This is a genomic window from Nonomuraea sp. NBC_00507 (assembly GCF_036013525.1).
Lineage (GTDB): Bacteria > Actinomycetota > Actinomycetes > Streptosporangiales > Streptosporangiaceae > Nonomuraea.
The window spans coordinates 5,335,201-5,356,954 of the sequence record NZ_CP107853.1 but is presented as its reverse complement, the minus strand read 5'-3'; the positions used below and the strand labels follow the sequence as shown (position 1 = coordinate 5,356,954).

Below are 21,754 nucleotides of genomic sequence, written 5' to 3'. Positions count from 1 at the left end.
TTGCGACATGCCGCCCATTAGGCGCCATCCACGTTCAGGAGCCGCCGCGCGTCGCCGGCGGTGACGACGGACCCGGTGATCAGCACCCCAGTGCCGCTGAACTCGCCTTCCGCGTCGGCGATGCCGATCCCCTTGTCGATGGCGTCGTCGAGCCGGTCCTCGATGTGCACCCGGTCCTCGCCGAAGAGCGGCTCCGCCAGCGACGCCAGCTCGTCGGGCGACATCGACCGAGGAGACGAGTTACGCGTGACAACGATCTCGTCGAGGACCGGCTCCAGCAGGTCGAGCAAGGTGTGGACGTCCTTGTCGCGCATGACCGCGACCACGCCGATGACCTTGGCGAAGTCGAACGCCTCGTGCAGCCCCTCCAGGGTGGCCTGCATCCCGCCGGGGTTGTGCGCGGCGTCGATCACCACCGTCGGCGTGCGGCGCACGACCTCCATGCGCCCCGGAGAGGACGCCTGGGCGAACGCCTGCCGTACGAGCTCGACGTCGAGGGGGTCATCACCAGCGGTCAACGCCTCGACGGCGGCCAGCGCGCAGACCGCGTTGCTTGCCTGGTGAGCACCGTAGAGCGGCAGGTAGACCTCATCGTATACACCCTTGAGGCCGCGCAGCGTGAGCAGTTGGCCGCCCATCGCGACCTCGCGGCTCATCACTCCGAACTCCAGCCCTTCCCGCGCCACGACGGCACCCACTTCGGCCGCCCGCCGCATCAGCACCTCCGCCGCGGCCAACTCCTGCTGGGCCAGCACGGTCGTCGCGCCGGGCTTGATGATGCCGGCCTTTTCTGAGGCGATGCTCGGGATGTCCGGCCCGAGCCGATCGGTGTGGTCAAGGGAGATAGGCGTGATGACCGACACGATGCCGTCCGCCACATTGGTGGCGTCCCACGACCCGCCCATCCCGGCCTCCACGACCGCGACATCGACTGGGGTGTCGGAGAACGCCGCGAAGGCCATCGCGGTCAGCAGCTCGAAGAACTGGATACGCCGCCCCTGAGCATCAGTGAGCTCTACATATGGGGCGATCTCTTCGTATACCTCAGCGAACCGCTCCTCGCTCAGCGGCTCTCCGTCCACCGTGATCCGCTCGCGCATGGAGATGAGGTGAGGGCTGGTGAACCGCCCCACCCGCAAGTTGCGCTCCCGTAGCAGCGCCTCGGTGAGCCGCGCCGTGCTCGTCTTTCCGTTGGTGCCGGCGATGTGTATCACCGGGTACGCCCGCTGCGGAGAGCCGAGCACATCCAGGAGGGCCGCGATCCTGTCGAGCGTCGGCTCGAAATCCCACTCGACGCCACGCTCCATGATCGCGCGTTCAACCGCACGATAATCCACAACTCAACCCTACTGACTGCCGGGGGCAGTCCGTACTCGCCCTCGCTCCCGAGGGCACAACGCAAGAAGGGCCCGCGACCATGCCTGGTCCGGGCCCTTCCTATAAAGATTGTCCGGCGGTGACCTACTCTCCCACACCCTCCCGAGTGCAGTACCATCGGCGCGGGGAAGCTTAACTTCCGGGTTCGGAATGTAACCGGGTGTTTCCTTCCCGCCATAACCGCCGTAACCCTGAGAAACAGCCTGTTTGCTGTCTCAGAATTGCGTAGTGGACGCGAGCAACGACTAGAAAAGTCTGCTTTGTGGTCAAGTCCTCGGCCTATTAGTACCGGTCAGCTCCACGCGTTACCGCGCTTCCACCTCCGGCCTATCAACCCGGTCGTCTACCGGGGGCCTTACCCACTCTCGTGGTGGGAGACCTCATCTCAAGGCGAGCTTCCCGCTTAGATGCTTTCAGCGGTTATCCCTTCCGAACGTAGCCAACCAGCCGTGCACCTGGCGGTACAACTGGCACACCAGAGGTTCGTCCGTCCCGGTCCTCTCGTACTAGGGACAGCCCCTTTCAAGTCTCCTGCGCGCGCAGCGGATAGGGACCGAACTGTCTCGCGACGTTCTAAACCCAGCTCGCGTACCGCTTTAATGGGCGAACAGCCCAACCCTTGGGACCTACTCCAGCCCCAGGATGCGACGAGCCGACATCGAGGTGCCAAACCATCCCGTCGATATGGACTCTTGGGGAAGATCAGCCTGTTATCCCCGGGGTACCTTTTAGCCGTTGAGCGACACCGCTTCCACATGCCGATGCCGGATCACTAGTCCCAGCTTTCGCTCCTGCTCGACCCGTCAGTCTCACAGTCAAGCTCCCTTGTGCACTTACACTCGACACCTGATTGCCAACCAGGCTGAGGGAACCTTTGGGCGCCTCCGTTACTCTTTAGGAGGCAACCGCCCCAGTTAAACTACCCACCAGACACTGTCCCCGATCCGGATCACGGACCAGGGTTAGACGTTCAAAACGACCAGAGTGGTATTTCACCAATGACTCCACCCGAACTAGCGTCCGAGCTTCCCAGTCTCCCACCTATCCTACACAAGACGCTCCAAACGCCAATGTCAAGCTGTAGTGAAGGTCCCGGGGTCTTTCCGTCCTGCTGCGCGTAACGAGCATCTTTACTCGTAGTGCAATTTCGCCGGGTCTGCGGTTGAGACAGCGGGGAAGTCGTTACGCCATTCGTGCAGGTCGGAACTTACCCGACAAGGAATTTCGCTACCTTAGGATGGTTATAGTTACCACCGCCGTTTACCGGCGCTTAAGTTCTCACCTTCGCCAGCTTGCGCTGACTAAGCGGTCCCCTTAACGTTCCGGCACCGGGCAGGCGTCAGTCCGTATACATCGTCTTACGACTTCGCACGGACCTGTGTTTTTAGTAAACAGTCGCTTCCCCCTGGCCACTGCGACCCCCACCAGCTCACAGAGCTAGTCCGATCACCAGCAGAGGTCCCCCTTCTCCCGAAGTTACGGGGGCAATTTGCCGAGTTCCTTAACCACAGTTCACCCGATCGCCTTAGTATTCTCTACCTGACCACCTGAGTCGGTTTAGGGTACGGGCCGCCACAACACTCACTAGAGGCTTTTCTCGGCAGCATAGGATCATCCACTTCACCACAATCGGCTCGGCATCACATCTCAGGCTGAATGGAACGCGGATTTACCTACGTTCCGCCCTACATGCTTACCCCAGGTCAACCATCGCCTGGGCTGGACTACCTTCCTGCGTCACCCCATCGCTTACCTACTACCCAATCAGGTCGAGCGTTCAGCCTCACCCACACTCCGAAGAGCGTCAGGGACTTAAGGACTCTTAGTATCAAGGGGTTCGATATGGGCGCATTGAAGCGGGTACGGGAATATCAACCCGTTGTCCATCGACTACGCCTGTCGGCCTCGCCTTAGGTCCCGACTTACCCTGGGCGGATTAGCCTGCCCCAGGAACCCTTGGTCATCCGGCGCGAGGGTTTCTCACCCTCGATTCGCTACTCATGCCTGCATTCTCACTCGCACAGCCTCCACAACTAGATCACTCTGCTGCTTCACCGGCTGCACGACGCTCCCCTACCCACCAACAGCACATAGCTGCCAGTGCCACGACTTCGGCGGTGTGCTTGAGCCCCGCTACATTGTCGGCGCAGAATCACTTGACCAGTGAGCTATTACGCACTCTTTCAAGGGTGGCTGCTTCTAAGCCAACCTCCTGGTTGTCTCTGCGACTCCACATCCTTTCCCACTTAGCACACGCTTAGGGGCCTTAGTCGGTGATCTGGGCTGTTTCCCTCTCGACTACGAACCTTATCGCCCGCAGTCTCACTGCCACGCTCTCACTTACCGGCATTCGGAGTTTGGCTGACGTCAGTAACCTTGTCGGGCCCATCGGCCATCCAGTGCTCTACCTCCGGCAAGAAACACGTGACGCTGCACCTAAATGCATTTCGGGGAGAACCAGCTATCACGGAGTTTGATTGGCCTTTCACCCCTACACACAGATCATCCCCCAGGTTTTCAACCCTGGTGGGTTCGGTCCTCCACCCAGTCTTACCTGAGCTTCAACCTGCCCATGCGTAGATCACTCCGCTTCGGGTCTACAGCATGCGACTCAAACGCCCTCTTCAGACTCGCTTTCGCTACGGCTCCCCCACACGGGTTAACCTCGCCACACACCATAACTCGCAGGCTCATTCTTCAAAAGGCACGCAGTCACATCACACACAAGGCGAACCTCATGTAAGCTCCTACGGCTTGTAGGCACACGGTTTCAGGTACTCTTTCACGACCCCTCACCGGGGCACTTTTCACCTTTCCCTCACGGTACTCGTGCACTATCGGTCACCAGGGAGTATTTAGGCTTACCAGGTGGTCCTGGCAGATTCACACAGGATTTCTCGGGCCCCGTGCTACTTGGGATCCCCTCAAGAAGCCTTCAAGATTTCGCCTACCCGGCTCTCACGGTCTACGGCAGCCCTTCCCAGAGCTTTCAACTACCTCGAAGGTTTATCACTTCTTGCAGACTCGGCAGAGACTGCCAGAGGGTCCCACGACCCCGGACGTGCAACGCCTGCCGGCTATCACACACGCCCGGTTTAGCCTCATCCGCTTTCGCTCACCACTACTCACGGAATCACTCTTGTTTTCTCTTCCTACGGGTACTGAGATGTTTCACTTCCCCGCGTTACCACCAACCGCCCTATACATTCAGGCGGAGGCAACACCACATGACTGGTGCTAGGTTTCCCCATTCGGACATCCCCGGATCAACGTCTGGTTGGCGACTCCCCGAGGCTTAACGCAGCCTCCCACGTCCTTCATCGGCTCCTGATGCCAAGGCATCCACCGTGTGCCCTAAAAAACTTGGCCACAAAGATGCTCGCGTCCACTATGCAAATCTCAAACAACAAACAGCAACCGCATCCAGACCACCAGCAGGTGATCCTTCAGCGGTCCTGTGTCCGAAGAAACCGAGCGCAATGCCCGTTCCCTCAGGACCCAACAGTGTGTCCAACCAACCCGAACCCCCTGATCAGGCGTTCCCACTCCCACCCCTTTGAGAGGGCAGGCGGTACTGACCCGCAGGCGACCCGGCCTGGTTGAGTAGCCAGTGCTCCACTAGTGAGCTGTCACCCCACCACACGTTCGGTGGCGATGGGTGAAGATGCTCCTTAGAAAGGAGGTGATCCAGCCGCACCTTCCGGTACGGCTACCTTGTTACGACTTCGTCCCAATCGCCAGCCCCACCTTCGACCGCTCCCCCCAGCAAGCTGGTTGGGCCACGGGCTTCGGGTGTTGCCGACTTTCGTGACGTGACGGGCGGTGTGTACAAGGCCCGGGAACGTATTCACCGCAGCGTTGCTGATCTGCGATTACTAGCGACTCCGACTTCATGGGGTCGAGTTGCAGACCCCAATCCGAACTGAGACCGGCTTTTAGGGATTCGCTCCACCTCGCGGTATCGCAACCCTCTGTACCGGCCATTGTAGCATGTTTGCAGCCCAAGACATAAGGGGCATGATGACTTGACGTCATCCCCACCTTCCTCCGAGTTGACCCCGGCAGTCCCCCATGAGTCCCCACCACCCCCGAAGAGGCGTGCTGGCAACATGGAGCAAGGGTTGCGCTCGTTGCGGGACTTAACCCAACATCTCACGACACGAGCTGACGACAGCCATGCACCACCTGTCACCCAGTCCGAAGAGGGCCCCATCTCTGGGGCTTTCCGGGTGATGTCAAACCTTGGTAAGGTTCTTCGCGTTGCGTCGAATTAAGCAACATGCTCCGCCGCTTGTGCGGGCCCCCGTCAATTCCTTTGAGTTTTAGCCTTGCGGCCGTACTCCCCAGGCGGGGCGCTTAATGCGTTAGCTCCGGCACGGAGATCGTGGAAGACCCCCACACCTAGCGCCCAACGTTTACAGCGTGGACTACCAGGGTATCTAATCCTGTTCGCTCCCCACGCTTTCGCTCCTCAGCGTCAGGTAAGGCCCAGCAAGCCGCCTTCGCCACCGGTGTTCCTCCTGATATCTGCGCATTTCACCGCTACACCAGGAATTCCACTTGCCCCTGCCTACCTCTAGCCGGCCCGTATCCACCGCAGACCCGCAGTTAAGCTGCGGGCTTTCACGGCAGACGCGACCAGCCACCTACGAGCTCTTTACGCCCAATAATTCCGGACAACGCTTGCGCCCTACGTATTACCGCGGCTGCTGGCACGTAGTTAGCCGGCGCTTCTTCTGCAGGTACACGTCAACTTCGTCCCTGCTGAAAGAGGTTTACAACCCGAAGGCCGTCATCCCCCACGCGGCGTCGCTGCGTCAGGCTTCCGCCCATTGCGCAATATTCCCCACTGCTGCCTCCCGTAGGAGTCTGGGCCGTGTCTCAGTCCCAGTGTGGCCGGTCGCCCTCTCAGGCCGGCTACCCGTCGTCGCCTTGGTAGGCCACTACCCCACCAACAAGCTGATAGGCCGCGAGCCCATCCCCAACCGAAAAGACTTTCCACCACCACCCGATGCCGGAGGCGGTCGTATCCGGTATTAGACCCAGTTTCCCGGGCTTATCCCAGAGTCAGGGGCAGGTTGCTCACGTGTTACTCACCCGTTCGCCGCTCGAGTACCCCGAAGGGCCTTTCCGCTCGACTTGCATGTGTTAAGCACGCCGCCAGCGTTCGTCCTGAGCCAGGATCAAACTCTCCAAACAATGATCATGTTCGGATGAATCATCCAAGCAATAACCGTCAAAAATGACGGGGTCATACATGTGTGATGCACATGCACTGGCTTTTAACACACTGTTGAGTTCTCAAGAAACGGACGCGTACATCCCCACCAGGATCTCTCGAGATCCAAGTGTGGAGGCTCCTCATACTTCGTTTCCTTCAGACTACCAGACCCGGACGATTCCTGTCAAACCGCCCGATCCGGGAGCTTCCGGACCTGCCTCTCTTCGAGGCAACCCTGCTAACTTACCCTGACTTTCGGCTCTTGTCCAACCGCGTGGTGGACGCAACCCGAAGCCGGGGTTCGTTCGGAGGGATGCCAGGGCCAACCAGCCCTGCGTTGAAGACTGTAGCAGCCTCAACGGCCCGGAAGGTCCATCTTCGGTAACGAATGAACCTTCCCCGCGTACGTACGGTTCAAACACCGAGCCCGGCGAGCTGTGCCTCCAGCCGCGCGATGTCGGCGGATGCCTGCTCGGCCCGGCTTCTGACCTTGGCCACCACGTCGTCCGGCGCCTTGGCCATGAACTGCTCGTTGCCCAGCTTGGCGGCCACCTGTGCGGCCTCCTTGCGCGCGGCGGCCAAGTCCTTCTCCAGCCGCTTGCGCTCGGCGACGACGTCGATGGCGCCGGCGGTGTCGATTTCCACCGTCACGTCGCCCACCGAGAGCCGCGCTGTGGCGCTGAACGACTCCGTCGGCTGCGTCAGGCGCAGCAACGCGCGGACCGCCGTCTCCTGATCCGCCAGCGGCGTGCCGGCGAGCCCGAGCCGGGCGGCCACCTTCTGGCCCGGCTTGAGGCCCTGATCCGAGCGGAACCTGCGCACCTCGGTCACCAGCTCCTGCAGCGCATCGATCTCCGCCTCGGCGGCGGCGTCCGCGTAGCGGGAGTCGGCAACCGGCCACGGCGCCACGACGATCGACTCGCCGCCCGTGACGGCCCGCCACAGCTCCTCGGACACGAACGGCACCAGCGGATGAAGCAGCCGCAGCAACGCGTCGAACACGTGGCCGAGCACCAGCCGCGTGTGGTCGAGCCCCTCACCGAGCTGGATCTTGGCCAGCTCCAGGTACCAGTCGCAGACCTCGTCCCACGCGAAGTGGTAGAGCAGGTCGGCCGCCTTGGCGAATTCATAGTCCTCGAAGGCGGCGTCCGCGGCCGTCACCACGGTCTGCAGGCGCGACAGGATCCACCGGTCGGCCGCGGTCAGGTCGGCGCCGTCGAGCGACCCCACAGCGGCGCCGTTCATGAGCGCGAACCTGGTGGCGTTCCAGATCTTGTTGCAGAAGTTGCGTGAGCCGGCCGCCCACTCCTCGCTCACCGCGACGTCGGCGCCGGGATTGGCACCACGCAGCAGCGTGAAGCGGGTGGCGTCGGCGCCGAAGCGCTCGATCCAGTCGAGCGGGTCGACCACGTTGCCGAACGACTTGGACATCTTCTTGCCGTATTGGTCGCGGACCATTCCGTGCAGCGCCACGACGCGGAACGGCGGCTCGCCATCCATGGCGTAGAGCCCGAACATCATCATCCGGGCCACCCAGAAGAACAGGATGTCGTAGCCGGTGACGAGCACGGACGTCGGGTAGAAGCGGGCCAGCTCCGGCGTGGCGTCCGGCCAGCCCATCGTCGAGAACGGCCACAGCGCGGAGGAGAACCAGGTGTCCAGGACGTCGGAGTCCTGCGTGTAGCCGGCGGGCGGCTCCTCGTCGGGGCCCACGCACACGACATCGCCCTCGGGCCCGTACCAGACCGGGATGCGGTGCCCCCACCACAGCTGGCGGGAGATGCACCAATCGTGCATGTCGTCGACCCAGTCGAAGTAACGCTTGGCCAGCTCCGGCGGGTGAATGCGGGTGCGCCCGTCGCGAACCGCGTCACCGGCCGCCTTCGCCAGAGGCCCGACGTTGACGAACCACTGCAGCGACAGCCGCGGCTCGACGACGGTCTTGCAGCGCGAGCAGTGGCCGACCGAGTGCACGTAGGGGCGCTTCTCGGCGACGATCCTGCCGTCCGCGCGCAGCGCGGCGACGACGGCCGGCCGGGCCTCGAAGCGATCGAGCCCCTGGAACGGCCCGTGCGCGGTGATCACGCCGCGCTCGTCCATGACGGTCAGCGACGGCAGGGAATGACGCCGTCCGATCTCGAAGTCGTTGGGGTCGTGGGCGGGGGTGACCTTGACCGCGCCGGTGCCGAAGGCCGGATCGACGTGCTCGTCGCCGACCACGGGGATCATGCGACCGGTGAGCGGCAGCTCGACCATCGTGCCGATCAGGTGGGCGTAACGCTCGTCCGAGGGGTGAACGGCCACGGCGGTGTCGCCGAGCATGGTCTCGGCTCGTGTGGTGGCCACGACGATCTCGTCGGAGTAGCGGATCGAGACCAGCTCGCCCTCGTCCTCGCTGTGCTCGACCTCGATGTCGGACAGCGCGGTGAGGCAGCGCGGGCACCAGTTGATGATGCGCTCGGCGCGGTAGATCAGCCCGTCGTCGAAGAGCCTCTTGAAGATCGTCTGCACCGCACGCGACAGACCCGTGTCCATGGTGAAGCGCTCGCGTGACCAGTCGACGCCGTCGCCCAGCTTGCGCATCTGGCCGAGGATCCGGCCACCGGACTCCTCTTTCCACTGCCAGACCCGCTCAACGAACGCCTCGCGTCCCAGGTCGTGCCGCGACAGCCCCTCCTTGGCCAGCTCACGCTCGACGACGTTTTGTGTAGCGATGCCCGCGTGGTCCATGCCGGGCAGCCAGAGCGTCTCGCGCCCCTGCATGCGGGCGCGGCGCGTGAGCGCGTCCTGGATGGAGTGGTCGAGTGCGTGCCCGATGTGCAGGACGCCCGTGACGTTGGGCGGCGGCAGGACGATGCTGTATGGCTCGCCCGAGCTGCCCGGATCGGCGCCGAAGTAGCCTTCGGATACCCAGCGGTCATAGCTCCGGGTCTCGACGTCGGCCGGTGTGTATTGCGTAGGCAGCTCTGGCGTTGTCACAGTGACCAATTCTAGGGAGACGTACGAGCGGAAAAGGCCCCAAGCCCCGAAGGCGGGGCACTGGGGGCATGGCGTATGACGGCCCACCCTGAGGTGAAGAGGGCCCAATACGCCGAAAGCGCCCGCGTGGCGGACTGCCACGGGGCGCTCGGTGCGCGGGGAGGACGGCTCAGGCCGACTTCTCGCGAGGCGTGCGCTGCTGCTTCGCGGCGAGCTGGTCGCGTGGTACGAGAGTCGGGATCGCGTGCTCGAGCACCGACTCGCGGGTGATGACCACCCGGGCGACGTCCTGCCTGGAGGGCACCTCGTACATGACCGACTGGAGCACCTCCTCCAGGATCGCGCGCAGGCCGCGGGCGCCGGTCCCGCGCAGGATGGCCTGGTCGGCGATGGCCTCGAGCGCGCCGTCGGTGAACTCCAGCTCCACGCCGTCGAGCTCCAGCAGCTTGCGGTATTGCTTGACCAGCGCGTTGCGCGGCTCGGTGAGGATCTGGATGAGGGCCTCACGGTCGAGGTTGTGCACCGAGGTGATGACCGGCAGGCGGCCGACGAACTCGGGGATCATGCCGAACTTCAGCAGGTCCTCCGGCATCACGTCGGCGAAGATGTCGGCCATGTCGACCTCTTCCTTCGACCGGATGATGGCGTTGAAGCCGATGCCCTTCTTGCCGATGCGCGACTCGATGATCTTTTCCAGACCCGCGAACGCGCCGCCGCAGATGAACAGCACGTTGGTCGTGTCGATCTGGATGAACTCCTGGTGCGGGTGTTTGCGGCCGCCCTGCGGAGGCACCGAGGCCGTGGTGCCCTCCAGTATCTTCAGCAGCGCCTGCTGAACACCCTCGCCGGAGACGTCACGCGTGATCGACGGGTTTTCGCTCTTGCGGGCGATCTTGTCGACCTCGTCGATGTAGATGATGCCGGTCTCGGCCTTCTTGACGTCGTAGTCGGCGGCCTGGATGAGCTTGAGGAGGATGTTCTCCACGTCCTCGCCGACGTAGCCGGCCTCCGTGAGCGCGGTGGCGTCGGCGATGGCGAAGGGCACGTTGAGCATCTTCGCGAGGGTCTGCGCCAGCAGCGTCTTGCCCGAGCCCGTCGGCCCGAGCAACAGGATGTTGCTCTTGGCCAGCTCCAGGCCGTCGTCTCTGCCCCGGTCGCCGGACTGCACCCGCTTGTAGTGGTTGTAGACCGCCACCGAGAGCGCCTTCTTCGCCTTGTCCTGACCGATGACGTAGGCGTCGAGGAACTCGTAGATCTCCCTCGGCTTGGGCAGGTTGTCCCACTTGAGTTCGGAGGACTCCGACAGCTCCTCCTCGATGATCTCGTTGCAGAGATCGATGCACTCATCGCAGATGTAGACGCCTGGACCGGCAATGAGCTTCTTGACTTGCTTCTGGCTCTTTCCGCAGAAAGAGCACTTCAGCAGGTCTCCCCCGTCGCCGATGCGTGCCACCCCAGATACTCCTTTGCGTGGGACCGCCCTGCCCTTGCGAGCAGTGTCTCCGGACATCCTCCGGACTTGGCCGAACCGCTCAGGTTTCGACGTTACCGTCTTCTGGGCCCTCAGTGAGCCCCCTAGCGGCGAGTCGCACCGGAACGTGCCCTATTGGGCAGCGCTCCGGTGCGTCACGTCTCGTCTAGGAAGCTACGGCCTGAGCTCGTTTCTTCCTGGACGGGATGATGTCATCGATCAGACCATACGCCTTTGCCTCGTCCGCGTTGAGAATTTTGTCGCGTTCGATGTCCTTGCGGACTTCGGCGGAGGTCTTGCCCGTGTGCTGGGCCACGATGTCCTCCAGGAGAGTCCGCATGCGCAGGATCTCCCTGGCCTGGATCTCGATGTCGCTGCCCTGGCCACCGCCCTCGGTGGACGGCTGGTGGATCAGCACCCGGGCGTTGGGCAGCGCGAACCGCTTGCCCGGGGTGCCGCCGGACAGCAGCACGGCCGCCGCGGAGGCGGCCTGGCCGAGGCAGACGGTCTGAATCTCCGGCCGGACGAACTGCATCGTGTCGTAGATCGCCGTCATGGCCGTGAAGGAGCCGCCGGGCGAGTTGATGTAGATGCTGATGTCACGGTCGGGATCGAGCGACTCCAGCGTCAGCAGCTGGGCCATCACGTCGTTGGCCGACGCGTCGTCGATCTGCACTCCGAGGAAGATGATGCGGTCCTCGAAGAGCTTGTTGTACGGGTTCATCTCCTTCACGCCGTATGACGTGCGCTCGACGAAGGAGGGGAGAACGTAACGGCTCTCGATGTTCATGTCAGCTCCCCCTAGGAAACCGGGCCCTGTGAGGGCACCTGTCGTGCGCTACGGACGACGTGGTCGATGAAGCCGTAGTCCTTGGCTTCTTCGGCCGTGAACCAGCGGTCCCGGTCGGAGTCGGCCTCGATCTGGTCCAGCGGCTGCCCCGTGTGGAAGGCGATCCGCTCCGCCAGCGTCTTCTTCACGTAGAGCATCTGCTCGGCCTGGATGGCGATGTCGGCAGCGGTGCCGCCGATGCCGCCGGACGGCTGGTGCATCATGACACGGGCGTGCGGCAGGCCGAAGCGCTTGCCCCTGGCCCCGGCGGTGAGCAGGAACTGCCCCATCGAGGCCGCCATGCCCATCACAACCGTCGATACGTCGTTCGGCACGTATTCCATCATGTCGTAAATCGCCATGCCTGCACTCACCGAGCCCCCCGGCGAGTTGATGTAGAGCGTGATGTCGCGCTCTGGGTCGTCGGCCGCAAGGAGCAGCAGCTCGGCGCAGATGCGGTTGGCGATCTCGTCGTTGACCTCCTGCCCGAGCACGATGATGCGCTCCCTCAGCAGGCGCTGGTAAAGCTGGTCTTCAAGCCGGAAGGCGGAGCCGTTCTCACGGCCTCGAGACTCAGGCTGATAGAAGGTCGGCGGGCTGGTCACAGCGTCACCTTCCGATGCGTCGTAATCGATTGGCTTTGCTTGTGACCTTAACGCGCGCCGCCCACAGGTCATGCCCGGTCCCCCGTACTGTTCGCTGACGGCGCATGTTCGGGGCCTTGCGCCCGGGTGTCCGGGCCATCCAGCCGGAGCCCACCCCTGGCAGCCCTCAGACGGCGGTCCTCGCCGACCAGGAGGCGGTGGCCGGTCGAGGAGGGCCTCGCGCCCTTGGCGCTCCTCATGGGCCTTCTGAGCGCCCCCAGCGTCGCCTGGGAGACGTCCCGTAGCCACGACGACCTGTCGACGGCAGGCCGACCGCGCCGGCGGCGTCCCCGCAGCGCGACGGCCTCGCCTGGCGGCCGGGCCGTCCCTGGCAGCCACGGTGCCCGCGGGTCGTGTGCGGGCGCGGAAGGGGCGGAAGCATCGCCCGCAGCGGTGGCGGGGGCGCGGGAAAGGGCGGAAGCATCCCCCGTAGCGGTGGCGGGGGGCGCCGGAACGTCGAAGCCCCCGGACCGATTCGATCCAGGGGCTTCGTGTTGCCCAGCGAAGGGCGGGAGCTTACGCCTCGGGCTTGTCCTCGGCCTCGGCCTCTTCCTGAGCAGGCTCTTCACCGTTGATCTCGGTGTAGATCGCCTTGAGGTCGACGTCGTTGCCCTCGGTGTCCACGATCTTGGCGGCGTCGCCGATCACGGACTTGGCCTTGTCGCGGACGATCTCGACCATGGCCAGCGTGAGCTGGTCGTTGTCGGCCAGGTGCTTGGCCAGCTCGTTGGGCTGGACGCCCATCTCCATGGCGCGGCGCACCACGAAGTTGGTCAGCTCCTGCTCGGAGACGCCCAGCTCCTCAGCCTTGACGATCTTGTCGAGCACGAAGCCGACCTTGAGCGCGCGGGCGGAGTTCTTCTCGAACTCGTCGAAGCGCTCCTCTTCCGTCGTCTGGTAGAGGCGGAAGAAGGCGTCGCGGCTCAGGCCGCTCTCGGCCACCTGGTGGTCGAGGTTGTGCTTGCGGGCGTCGACCTCGGCCTTGAGCGCGCTGTCCGGCAGCGGGATGTCGATCTGCTCGAGCAGCGCGTCGAGCGACTTCTCCCGGGCCTGCACGACCTGGTCGATGAGCTTGTTGCGGCGGGCCTGCTCGCGGATGCTGGCCTTGAGCTCGTCGAGCGTGTCGAACTCGCTGGCCAGCTGGGCGAACTCGTCGTCCAGCTCCGGCAGGACCTTCTCCTTGACCGACTTGACGGTGATGATCACGTCGGCTTCCTCGCCGGCGTTCTCGCCTCCGACCAGCTCGGTCTTGAAGCTCTTCTCCTCGCCTGCGGACATGCCCTCGAGCGCGGTGTCGAGGCCCTGCAGCACGGAGCCGGCGCCGACCTCGTAGGAGACCTCGCTGGCCTGCTGCTCCTCGATGTTCGTGCCGTCGATCTCGGCGCGCAGGTCCATGACGACGAAGTCGCCATTGGCGGCCGGGCGCTCGACGCCGGTCAGCGTCGCGAAGCGCTGGCGCAGCGCGTCGAGCTGCGTGTCGACGTCCTCGTCGGAAACCTCGGCGGAGTCGACCGTGATCTCGATGCCGGCGTAGTCGGGCACCTCGAAGTTGGGCCGGATGTCGACCTCGGCGGTGAACTCGATCTGCTCACCGTCTTCGATCTTCGTGACCTCGATGTCGGGCTGGCTGACGGGGAAGACGTCGACCTCGTCGACGGCCTGGCCGTACAGCTTGGGCACCGCGTCGTTGAGGGTCTCCTCCAGCACTACCGCCCGGCCGAAGCGCTGCTCGATGATGCGGGCCGGAACCTTGCCAGGCCGGAACCCGGGGACGCGCACCTGCTGCGCGACCTTCTTGTATGCCGCATCCATGCTCGGGCGCAGCTCGTCGAACGGCACCTCGACAGTGAGCTTGACCCGCGTGGGGCTGAGCTCCTCGACAGCGGTCTTCACGGAATGGTCTCCTTGATCAAGCTACGAGTGATCGCGGGCGCGTCCATCGGTACGGCCCACGCGCCGCGCCCACATGTGCGGTGTTGGGGCATGCTCTGCCACGGCCGCATCCAACGCCGATGGTCCAGTCTAGGGCAGATGCACACCCAACAACGACGCCCGCCGCCGTCAGAACTCCTCCGAGATCGTCCGCAGTAGCTCGATCGTCTCATCGGGGGTGGTGCTCACGGCACACAGCCGCTCCATCACCTCGGTGTATCGGTCCACATCCTCACGCTTGTCCAGGTAGAGCGCGCTGGCGAGCTGCTCGACGTACACGACGTCGGGCAGGTCGGGATCGGGGAAGCGCAAGATGCTGAACGCCCCGCCCTCGGCACTGTGACCGCCGAAACTGAACGGCATGATCTGGATCGTGATGTTCTGCTGGCGCATGAGGTCGATGAGGTGCTCCAGCTGGGCCCTCATCACCTCGGTTCCGCCGATCGGCCGCCGGAGCGCGGCCTCGTCGATCACCGCCCAGAAGACCGGCCCGTCCGGCTTGTCCAAGATCCTCTGGCGCTCCAGCCGGAGATCGACCCTCCTGGCGATCTCCTCAGCCCCAATGCCCGCCGCACCGGCGGTCACCACAGCCCTTGCGTACTCTTTGGTCTGCAACAGTCCCGGCACGAACTGGACTTCGTAGGTCCTGATCCTGGCGGCCGCCTCTTCGAGGCCGACGTACGCCTGGAACCACGTGGGCAGGACATCGTTGAACCGGTGCCACCAACCCGGCTCGTTGGCGGTGGCGACCAGGTCGAGCACGGCGGAGCGGGCCTGCTGGTCCACGACCCCGTACAGAGTCAGCAGGTCGGCCACGTCGCGTTCTTTGAACCCCACTCGGCCCAGCTCCATGCGGCTGATCTTGGATTCCGAGCCACGGATGAGGTGGCCGGCCTCCTCACGAGTGACGTTCTTCGCTTCCCTGAGCTTGCGCAGCTGGGAGCCCAGGAGGATGCGCAGCGCCGTCGGCCCGGAACCCGGCTGGTTCTGCGTCACTTTGCCTCCTATCAAGGTCCGCACACACAGTGACACCACATCGCCTTGAATGACAAGGTCTCAACCTCGTGTCCGATTCCGGGATCTATGCCCAAAAACGGTGTTTGCTATTGCACATTGCAGCTGCACGTGCATTTGGGTCTTGCAGCCGCAGCGGTCGTGACCCATGATGGCTTAGTGCATATTGGGCCAAACATGCACTAACCAAGGCTGAACGGGGAGGTATCGGCGGCATGGTGGAGGATCCTCTGGCCACTGCCGATTGCCTGCAGATCACCCGCGAAGTGGGCTTCGACCATCTGCTCTCGGGCGGCGGCAAGCCGTACACCACCGCGTGCCCGTTGCCCTTTCAGGCCGACTCTGTGAAGACCGCCAGGGACGTGACCCGCTCCACACTGCAGGGCTGGGGACTGCACGACCTGAGCGACGACGCCGCGCTCGTGGTGTCGGAGCTGGTGACCAACGCCGTCAGGTACGCGATGTACGCGGCCGGGCGGCGGGAGATCGAGCTGCTGCTCATGCGGGTCGCGCCGCACGTGCTGCTCGCGGTGGCCGACCCCAGCGACGAGGTGCCGCGGCCCAAGGAGCCGGATTTCATCTCCGAGAACGGGCGCGGCCTTTACATCGTCGAAACGTACAGCCAGTGCTGGGGCTGGGACCCCCTGGCTCGCGGCGGCAAGGCCGTCTGGGCGCTGTTCCGCACGGAATCCTGACCCAACCTTTAGATCACCTGGTACGACGTCTCCGCGTTCTCTCTCGTGACCAGAGTGCTAAATTGGTCATCGGTCAACAGTCACGAGGAGGCCTTTGTGGATGCCGAGCACCGCGGGCGGGCTGACCGGATCCTCGACGCGGCCAAGGAGCTGCTGCTGCGCTGGGGATACCGGCGAGTGACGATCGACGAGATCGCCAAACGCGCCGGGGTGGGCAAGGGCACGATCTACCTGCACTGGCGTACCCGCGAGCAGTTGTTCTTCGCGGTCGGCGCCAGGGAGGCGGTGGCCATGCTGGAGGCGGTCGTCGCGGGCATGCGGGCGGATCCCGACGAGATCGCGCTGCACCGGTACATGCGCCGGTTCTTCCTGGAGGCGATGCGGCGGCCGGTGCTGCGGGCGATCTTCACCAGGGACGCCGAGATGCTCGACAAGTTCCTCGCCAGCCCGGCCAGGAAACCGCTCGAGGGCGCCAAGCTGCTCGCCTCGCGGGACTACCTGGGCGTGCTCGCCCGGCACGGGTTGCTGCGGAAGGGGCTGCGGCCCGAGGACCTGGACTATCCGCTGCCGACGATCGTGTTCGGGTTCTTCGCCGTCGAGCCGCTGCTGCCGGCCGAGGTCACGCTCGGCCTGGAGGAGAAGGCCGGCGTCCTGGCCGACACGTTGCGCAGGACGTTCGAGCCGGAGCCGCTGCCCGACTGCGCGCCGGCGGCCGAGCGGGTGATCGAGATCTTCGAAGGGCTCTCCCGTGACTTCCGTGACGCGGCTTATGGAGGCGGCGATGGGACATGACATCCGTGGGCTGCACCACGTGGGACACGTGGTGCATGACATGGGGCAGGCGCTCGAGCGATACCGGCGGATGGGGTTCGCGCTGCCGGGGCCCGCGTACCCGGTGGTGGGCGAGCCGCCCGAGCCGGTCGGGGTGGGCAATACGCACGCGTACCTCACCGGCGGCTTCCTCGAGCTGGTCACCGTCGCCGGGGCGGGGCGGGTTCCCGGCGACGCGCGGCTGATCCCGCTGCGGGCGCCCGCGGAGCGGCTGCCCGCGCTCAAGGAGGCCGTCCGCGGCACGGCTGCCAACCTGGAAGCGTGCCTGCGGCGCTTCGAGGGTGTGCACATCCTGATGTTCGACGCACTCGGCATCGACGGCGCCGCCGCCCGGCTGACGGCCGGCGGCGTCGGGCACGGCGGGGTGCAGGCGGCCCAGCGGCCGATCGAGACGGCGGACGGGGTGCGGATGGATCCCGTCCGGTGGCTGGAGATCGACGGCTCCGGGCCGGGGCTCGTGCCGGAGGGACGGGTCGGGCTGGCGGAGAACGCCTCCGCGCATGAGGCCGCCGACCATCCCAATGGCGCGGTCGAGCTGGTCGAATGCGTGTTGTGCGTGGCCGACGACGAGCTGGACGAGGCCGAGCGGCGCTATGAGCGTTATGTGGGACGTACGGCATCGCGGGACGGGCTCGTGCGGACGTTCGCGCTCGGCGACGGCGGTGCTCGCATCACTCTGGTCGGCGCGTCCGGGCTGGACGTGCTGTTGCCGGGCGAGAGTGCGGTGGCGCTGCCCGGGTTCGCGGCGTACGCGGTGGCGGTGCGGGACGTCGCGGCCACCGGGCGGTTCCTGGGCGAGGCCGGGATGACGGTCGGTGAGACCGCCGCGGGCGAGATCTTCGTGCCCGCCCGCGAGGCGCTCGGCACCGCGATCGTCTTCCGTCAGGGATGATGGCGGAGCGGCAGGGGACCGTTATTCGCCGGTAACGCCGTCGATACGCTCGCGTAGAAGATCGGCGTGACCGTTGTGGCGGGCGTACTCCTCGATCATGTGGACGAGGATCCAGCGGTGCGTGCAGTCCCGACCGTTGCGGTCGCCGACGGCGTCCAGCGGCGTGGCGGCCGAGATGGCGCGGGCGCGCTCGATCTCGTCCTGCCACGTGGCGAACGCCTCCTCGGCCGAGGCGGTGTCGACGTCGTTGAAGTCGGCGTCGTTGTCGCGGTCCTTGTCCCACAGCTTGGGGATGTCCTCGCCGTTCAGCACGCGGCGGAACCAGGAGCGTTCGACGTGCGCCATGTGCCTGACCAGGCCGAGGAGGGACAGGGTCGAGGGCGGGGCCGAGCGCAGGCGCAACTGCTCGTCCGACAGGCCCGCGCATTTGACGGCGAGGGTGGCGCGGTGCCATTCGAGCCAGTTGTTGAGCACCGTCAGCTCGTCGCCGGTGAGGGGTGGTGGGGTGCGGGAGTCGATCATGAGCCCTGACTTTACCTTCGGCCTGGTGTGCGGCTTTCAGTGCATGGAGATGTGCACGTGGTCGAAGTGGTTCTCGGTGATGCTGCCGCGGTCCGACATTCCGCTCCAGCCCGAGCCGTGGTTGATGCGCTGCTTCCAGATCACGTACTTGATGCCGAGCTTGTCCATGTTCTTGATCGCCCACTCCGCGATCCGGTCGCCCAGCGCGAGGTTCGCGGCCGACGGCATCGAGCCTCCGGTGCTCATCATGAAGTCGCAGGCGCGTCCGAGCGGGTGCTCGCCGCCGGAGCCCGAGCGGAAGCAGCCCACCGTGTACGGCAGCGAGAAGTTCTTGCCCACCTGCTCGCGCATGAGCCGGGTGCGGGGAGTGATGTTGTCGGAGCCGGAGGGAAGCTCGGGAGCCCAGCTGCCGTCGGATTTGCGGCCGGTGCCGTACGGCACGAGGTCCTGGAGCTTCTTCTTGATGTCCTCGATGACGTCCTCGGCCTCGTCACGCTGCTTGTCCACCTGGGCCGCGTCCCCGCGGATCTCGGACGCCAGCGCGGCGGCGTCCTTGGCCGCCTTCTCCTTGTCGTCGCGGGCCTTGGCCACGCCCTGCACGAAGGCCTGCTGTTCGACGGTGAGCTGGTTGAGCACGGCCGCGCTGCCGCCGCTCGCGGGCAGCATGAAACCCGGCACCGGGGGGTTGCCGTTCTGGTAGCGAAGCCGGGCGATCTCGGCGACCCGCTGCTCGGCCGCGGCCAGCGTCTGCTCCGCGGTGGCGAGGCGCTCATTGGCCGTCTTGGCGGCCTGCTGGGCCTTGGCCAGCTCGACGCGCTTGAGGTTGTACTGCTCGATGAGCTTGTCGACCTTGCTGTTGAGCTGCTTGAGCTGGGCGCGGAGCTCGGACTCCGTCGGTTTGGGGGCCGCCGACGCCGAGGTCGCCGGGAAGAAGGCGACGGCGGCGGCGGTGATGAGGCTGATGGCAAGACTCGCGAGGGACGGCGAAGGGAGCGGAGCTCCCGAGCGAATCAGGGCAGCCGCCACGTAGATGTTTCCTCTCCCTCTGCCGGCCGGGTTAGCTGACGGGTTCGGGCATGGGAGATCCCTACCACCGAAGTGGATTCACCCCACGTGCGATGGGTCCCCGGCTCCCGGGCAACTCGCCCGGGATTAGGCGGGCACCGGCCGTTACGGCCGGTGCTTATCGGGATATTAGTGGTAGATCCCGAGTCATGCGACCTTAAGTAGAAATCTATTAGTGATCTACTCGTGATCGAAGCATGCGTGCGGCCTCCTCCGGCAGCACGTCGTTGACGAAGGCCCCCATCGCCGACTCCGACCCCGCCAGATACTTCAGCTTCTCCGGCGCCCGCCTGATGGTGAACAGCTCCAGGTGCAGGTAAGCCAGCTCACGGCCCTTCCGTACCGGCGCCTGGTGCCAGGCCGCGATGTACGGCATCACGACCCCGAACAGCCCGTCGAACGCCTTCAGCACCGACGTGTACAGCGGCGCGAACGCGGCGCGCTCCGCCTCCGTCAGCGCCGCAAGGTCGGGCACCTGCCGGTGCGGGTAGAGGTGCACCTCGAACGGCCAGCGCGCGGCGGCGGGCACGAAAGCCGTCCACAGCTCGTTGGCCGCCACCACCCGCGTGCCGGCGGCGCGCTCGGCGGCCAGCACGTCGGCGAACAGGTTTCCCTTGTAGCGAGAGGCGGCGCCCAGCTGCAGCTTGGTCCGCGGGGTGACGTACGGATAGGCGTAGATCTGGCCGTGCGGGTGCGCGAGCGTGATGCCGATCTCCGAGCCCCGGTTCTCGAAGCAGAAGACCTGCTCCACGCCCTCGATGGCGGACAGTTCGGCCGTGCGGTCGGCCCATGCCTCCATGACCAGCTCGACCTGGGCGTCAGACAACCGGGAGAAGGACGAGGAGTGCTCGGAGGTGAAGCAGACCACCTCACAGCGGCCCACGGCCGGACGGACCTCACTCAGCCCGCCCACTTCCCCATAAGTCCCGATATTTTCGGCAAAAGAGGGGAAGCGGTTCTCGAACACCACCACGTCGTAGTCGTACGCCGGGATCTCCGTCGAGCGCGTCTCCGACGACGGGCACAGCGGGCACTCGGCCGCCGTGCCGGTCGGCTGGTGCGTCCGCGTCTGCCGGTGCCCCGCGATCGCGATCCACTCCTCGGTCAGCGGGTCGTAGCGCAGCTCAGAGGCCACCGGCCGGGGGTCCAGCGACCGCCGGTCGATCGCGCTCCTGTCGGCGTCGTCCCGCCGGTCGAAGTAGATCAGCTCTCGGCCGTCGGCCAGGTTGGTGATGGTGCGCTTCAAAGCGAGCCCTCCGCGATGATCAGTTCCCCGGCCGTTTCGGCCAGATGCGTACGTGCTTCCTCCGGCAGCCCCGGGTCGCTGATGACCACGTCGGCCTCGCTCAGCTCGGCGATGGTGCTGATGCCCACCGTGTTCCACTTGGTGTGGTCGGCCGGGACGACCAGGCGGTTGGCGGCCGCCACCAGCTCCCTGTCGGTCTCGGACTCGAGCAGGTTGGGCGTGGTGAACCCGGCCCGCACGCTCATCCCGTGCACGCCGAGGAAGAGCGTGTCCACGTGCAGGCGGCGGATGGCGGCCACGGCCACCGGGCCCACTAAGGCGTCCGATGGCGTGCGTACGCCGCCGGTCAGCACCACCGTGCGGTCGGCGCGCGGATTGCGGTGGAAAACGTCGGCGACGGGGATGGAGTTCGTGATCACCGTGAGCTCGGGCACACCGATCAGGTGGTGCGCCAGCGCCCAGGTGGTGGTGCCCGCGGACAGCGCCACAGCGGTGCCGGGGCGCACCAGTTGCGCCGCGCAGCGCGCGATGGCCTGCTTCTCCTGCTGCTGGCGGGCGGACTTCGCGGTGAAGCCCGGCTCCTCGGTCGATCCCGGGCCGAGGGCGGTCGCGCCGCCGTGCACCTTTTCCAGCAGGCCCCGCTCGGCCAGCACCTCGAGGTCGCGGCGGATGGTCATGTCGGAGACGCCGAGCTCGCGGACGAGATCGGCCACCCGGACACCGCCGTCGCTGCGTACGCGCTCGAGGATCGCCTGCTGACGCTGCTGTGCGAGCACGCCTCCTCCTTCCAACAGATTCCACCAAATTATGACACGGATTAGTTCGGGGAATGTTAGGTCGGGTGGCGTCGCTTGCCTGGTTGGCGCAGGCGAGAGACGGTGAGGGATCAATGCCGTAGCACCCGATCATCGGAGGCGAGCGTATGGCCAAGCGCGCACGCAAGGGCAAAGCACGCAAGAAGAAGAAGGCTAACCACGGCAAGCGGCCCACCGCACGCTGACCCGGGTGGCCGCCTCTGCCCGGCGGCCACCCGATT

At 65.3% G+C, this 21,754-nt stretch carries 15 protein-coding genes, 3 rRNA genes and 1 riboswitch; of the genes, 4 read left to right on the top strand and 14 right to left on the bottom strand.

Annotated elements, in window-relative coordinates:
- Positions 1-17: 17 nt before the first annotated feature.
- The 10 genes from OHA25_RS26090 to OHA25_RS26045 all read right to left on the bottom strand — a co-directional run bounded on the left by OHA25_RS26090 (position 18) and on the right by OHA25_RS26045 (position 15,449).
- The gene (locus tag OHA25_RS26090; RefSeq protein WP_327591041.1) at positions 18-1,307 is read right to left on the bottom strand and encodes a bifunctional folylpolyglutamate synthase/dihydrofolate synthase; all 1,290 of its coding nucleotides are present in this window, start codon (positions 1,305-1,307) and stop codon (positions 18-20) included.
- Positions 1,308-1,448: 141 nt separating this feature from the next.
- A 5S ribosomal RNA gene (gene rrf / locus OHA25_RS26085) occupies positions 1,449-1,565 on the bottom strand.
- Between the two features lie 74 nt (positions 1,566-1,639).
- A 23S ribosomal RNA gene (locus OHA25_RS26080) occupies positions 1,640-4,746 on the bottom strand.
- A 306-nt stretch (positions 4,747-5,052) separates the two neighbouring features.
- A 16S ribosomal RNA gene (locus OHA25_RS26075) occupies positions 5,053-6,576 on the bottom strand.
- The 16S, 23S and 5S rRNA genes sit together here, the layout of an rRNA operon.
- Positions 6,577-7,012: 436 nt before the next feature.
- Entirely contained in the window at positions 7,013-9,586 is a 2,574-nt protein-coding gene (locus OHA25_RS26070) for a valine--tRNA ligase (protein ID WP_442942136.1), read from the bottom strand.
- A gap of 160 nt (positions 9,587-9,746) precedes the next feature.
- On the bottom strand, positions 9,747-11,030 hold the full coding sequence (gene clpX / locus OHA25_RS26065; RefSeq protein WP_138718359.1) for an ATP-dependent Clp protease ATP-binding subunit ClpX: 1,284 nt from the start codon (positions 11,028-11,030) through the stop codon (positions 9,747-9,749).
- 184 nt (positions 11,031-11,214) lie between these two features.
- Entirely contained in the window at positions 11,215-11,838 is a 624-nt protein-coding gene (locus tag OHA25_RS26060) for an ATP-dependent Clp protease proteolytic subunit (RefSeq protein WP_305915140.1), read from the bottom strand.
- 11 nt (positions 11,839-11,849) lie between these two features.
- Entirely contained in the window at positions 11,850-12,482 is a 633-nt protein-coding gene (locus OHA25_RS26055; protein ID WP_305915717.1) for a ClpP family protease, read from the bottom strand.
- 555 nt (positions 12,483-13,037) lie between these two features.
- Positions 13,038-14,414 (bottom strand): trigger factor, encoded by a 1,377-nt coding sequence (tig, locus tag OHA25_RS26050; RefSeq protein WP_327590113.1) that lies wholly within the window; start codon positions 14,412-14,414, stop codon positions 13,038-13,040.
- Between the two features lie 168 nt (positions 14,415-14,582).
- Positions 14,583-15,449 (bottom strand): helix-turn-helix domain-containing protein, encoded by an 867-nt coding sequence (locus OHA25_RS26045; RefSeq protein WP_305915142.1) that lies wholly within the window; start codon positions 15,447-15,449, stop codon positions 14,583-14,585.
- 233 nt (positions 15,450-15,682) lie between these two features.
- Between OHA25_RS26045 and OHA25_RS26040 the strand changes: the two genes are divergently transcribed.
- The 3 genes from OHA25_RS26040 to OHA25_RS26030 all read left to right on the top strand — a co-directional run bounded on the left by OHA25_RS26040 (position 15,683) and on the right by OHA25_RS26030 (position 17,885).
- Positions 15,683-16,162, top strand: coding sequence for an ATP-binding protein (locus tag OHA25_RS26040; RefSeq protein WP_327590112.1), 480 nt, complete (start codon positions 15,683-15,685; stop codon positions 16,160-16,162).
- A 96-nt stretch (positions 16,163-16,258) separates the two neighbouring features.
- On the top strand, positions 16,259-16,954 hold the full coding sequence (locus tag OHA25_RS26035) for a TetR/AcrR family transcriptional regulator (RefSeq protein ID WP_327590111.1): 696 nt from the start codon (positions 16,259-16,261) through the stop codon (positions 16,952-16,954).
- Positions 16,944-17,885, top strand: coding sequence for a VOC family protein (locus OHA25_RS26030; RefSeq protein WP_327590110.1), 942 nt, complete (start codon positions 16,944-16,946; stop codon positions 17,883-17,885). The genes OHA25_RS26035 and OHA25_RS26030 overlap by 11 nt, the downstream gene beginning before the upstream one ends.
- Before the next feature lie 21 nt (positions 17,886-17,906).
- Here OHA25_RS26030 and OHA25_RS26025 read toward each other — a convergent pair whose 3' ends face one another.
- The 4 genes from OHA25_RS26025 to OHA25_RS26010 form a co-directional block, all read right to left on the bottom strand.
- On the bottom strand, positions 17,907-18,407 hold the full coding sequence (locus OHA25_RS26025) for a DinB family protein (protein WP_305915146.1): 501 nt from the start codon (positions 18,405-18,407) through the stop codon (positions 17,907-17,909).
- 36 nt (positions 18,408-18,443) lie between these two features.
- On the bottom strand, positions 18,444-19,433 hold the full coding sequence (locus tag OHA25_RS26020) for a coiled-coil domain-containing protein (RefSeq protein ID WP_327590109.1): 990 nt from the start codon (positions 19,431-19,433) through the stop codon (positions 18,444-18,446).
- A 6-nt stretch (positions 19,434-19,439) separates the two neighbouring features.
- A riboswitch (cyclic di-AMP (ydaO/yuaA leader) is annotated at positions 19,440-19,576 on the bottom strand.
- 68 nt (positions 19,577-19,644) lie between these two features.
- Positions 19,645-20,718 carry a galactose-1-phosphate uridylyltransferase gene (galT, locus tag OHA25_RS26015; RefSeq protein WP_327590108.1) on the bottom strand — a complete coding sequence of 358 codons (1,074 nt, stop codon included), beginning with the start codon at positions 20,716-20,718 and terminating at the stop codon, positions 19,645-19,647.
- Entirely contained in the window at positions 20,715-21,494 is a 780-nt protein-coding gene (locus OHA25_RS26010; RefSeq protein WP_327590107.1) for a DeoR/GlpR family DNA-binding transcription regulator, read from the bottom strand. The genes galT and OHA25_RS26010 overlap by 4 nt, the downstream gene beginning before the upstream one ends.
- Positions 21,495-21,640: 146 nt before the next feature.
- Here OHA25_RS26010 and OHA25_RS61495 point away from each other — a divergent pair, with 146 nt between their 5' ends.
- Entirely contained in the window at positions 21,641-21,718 is a 78-nt protein-coding gene (locus OHA25_RS61495; RefSeq protein WP_371825749.1) for a 50S ribosomal protein bL37, read from the top strand.
- Positions 21,719-21,754 lie beyond the last annotated feature (36 nt).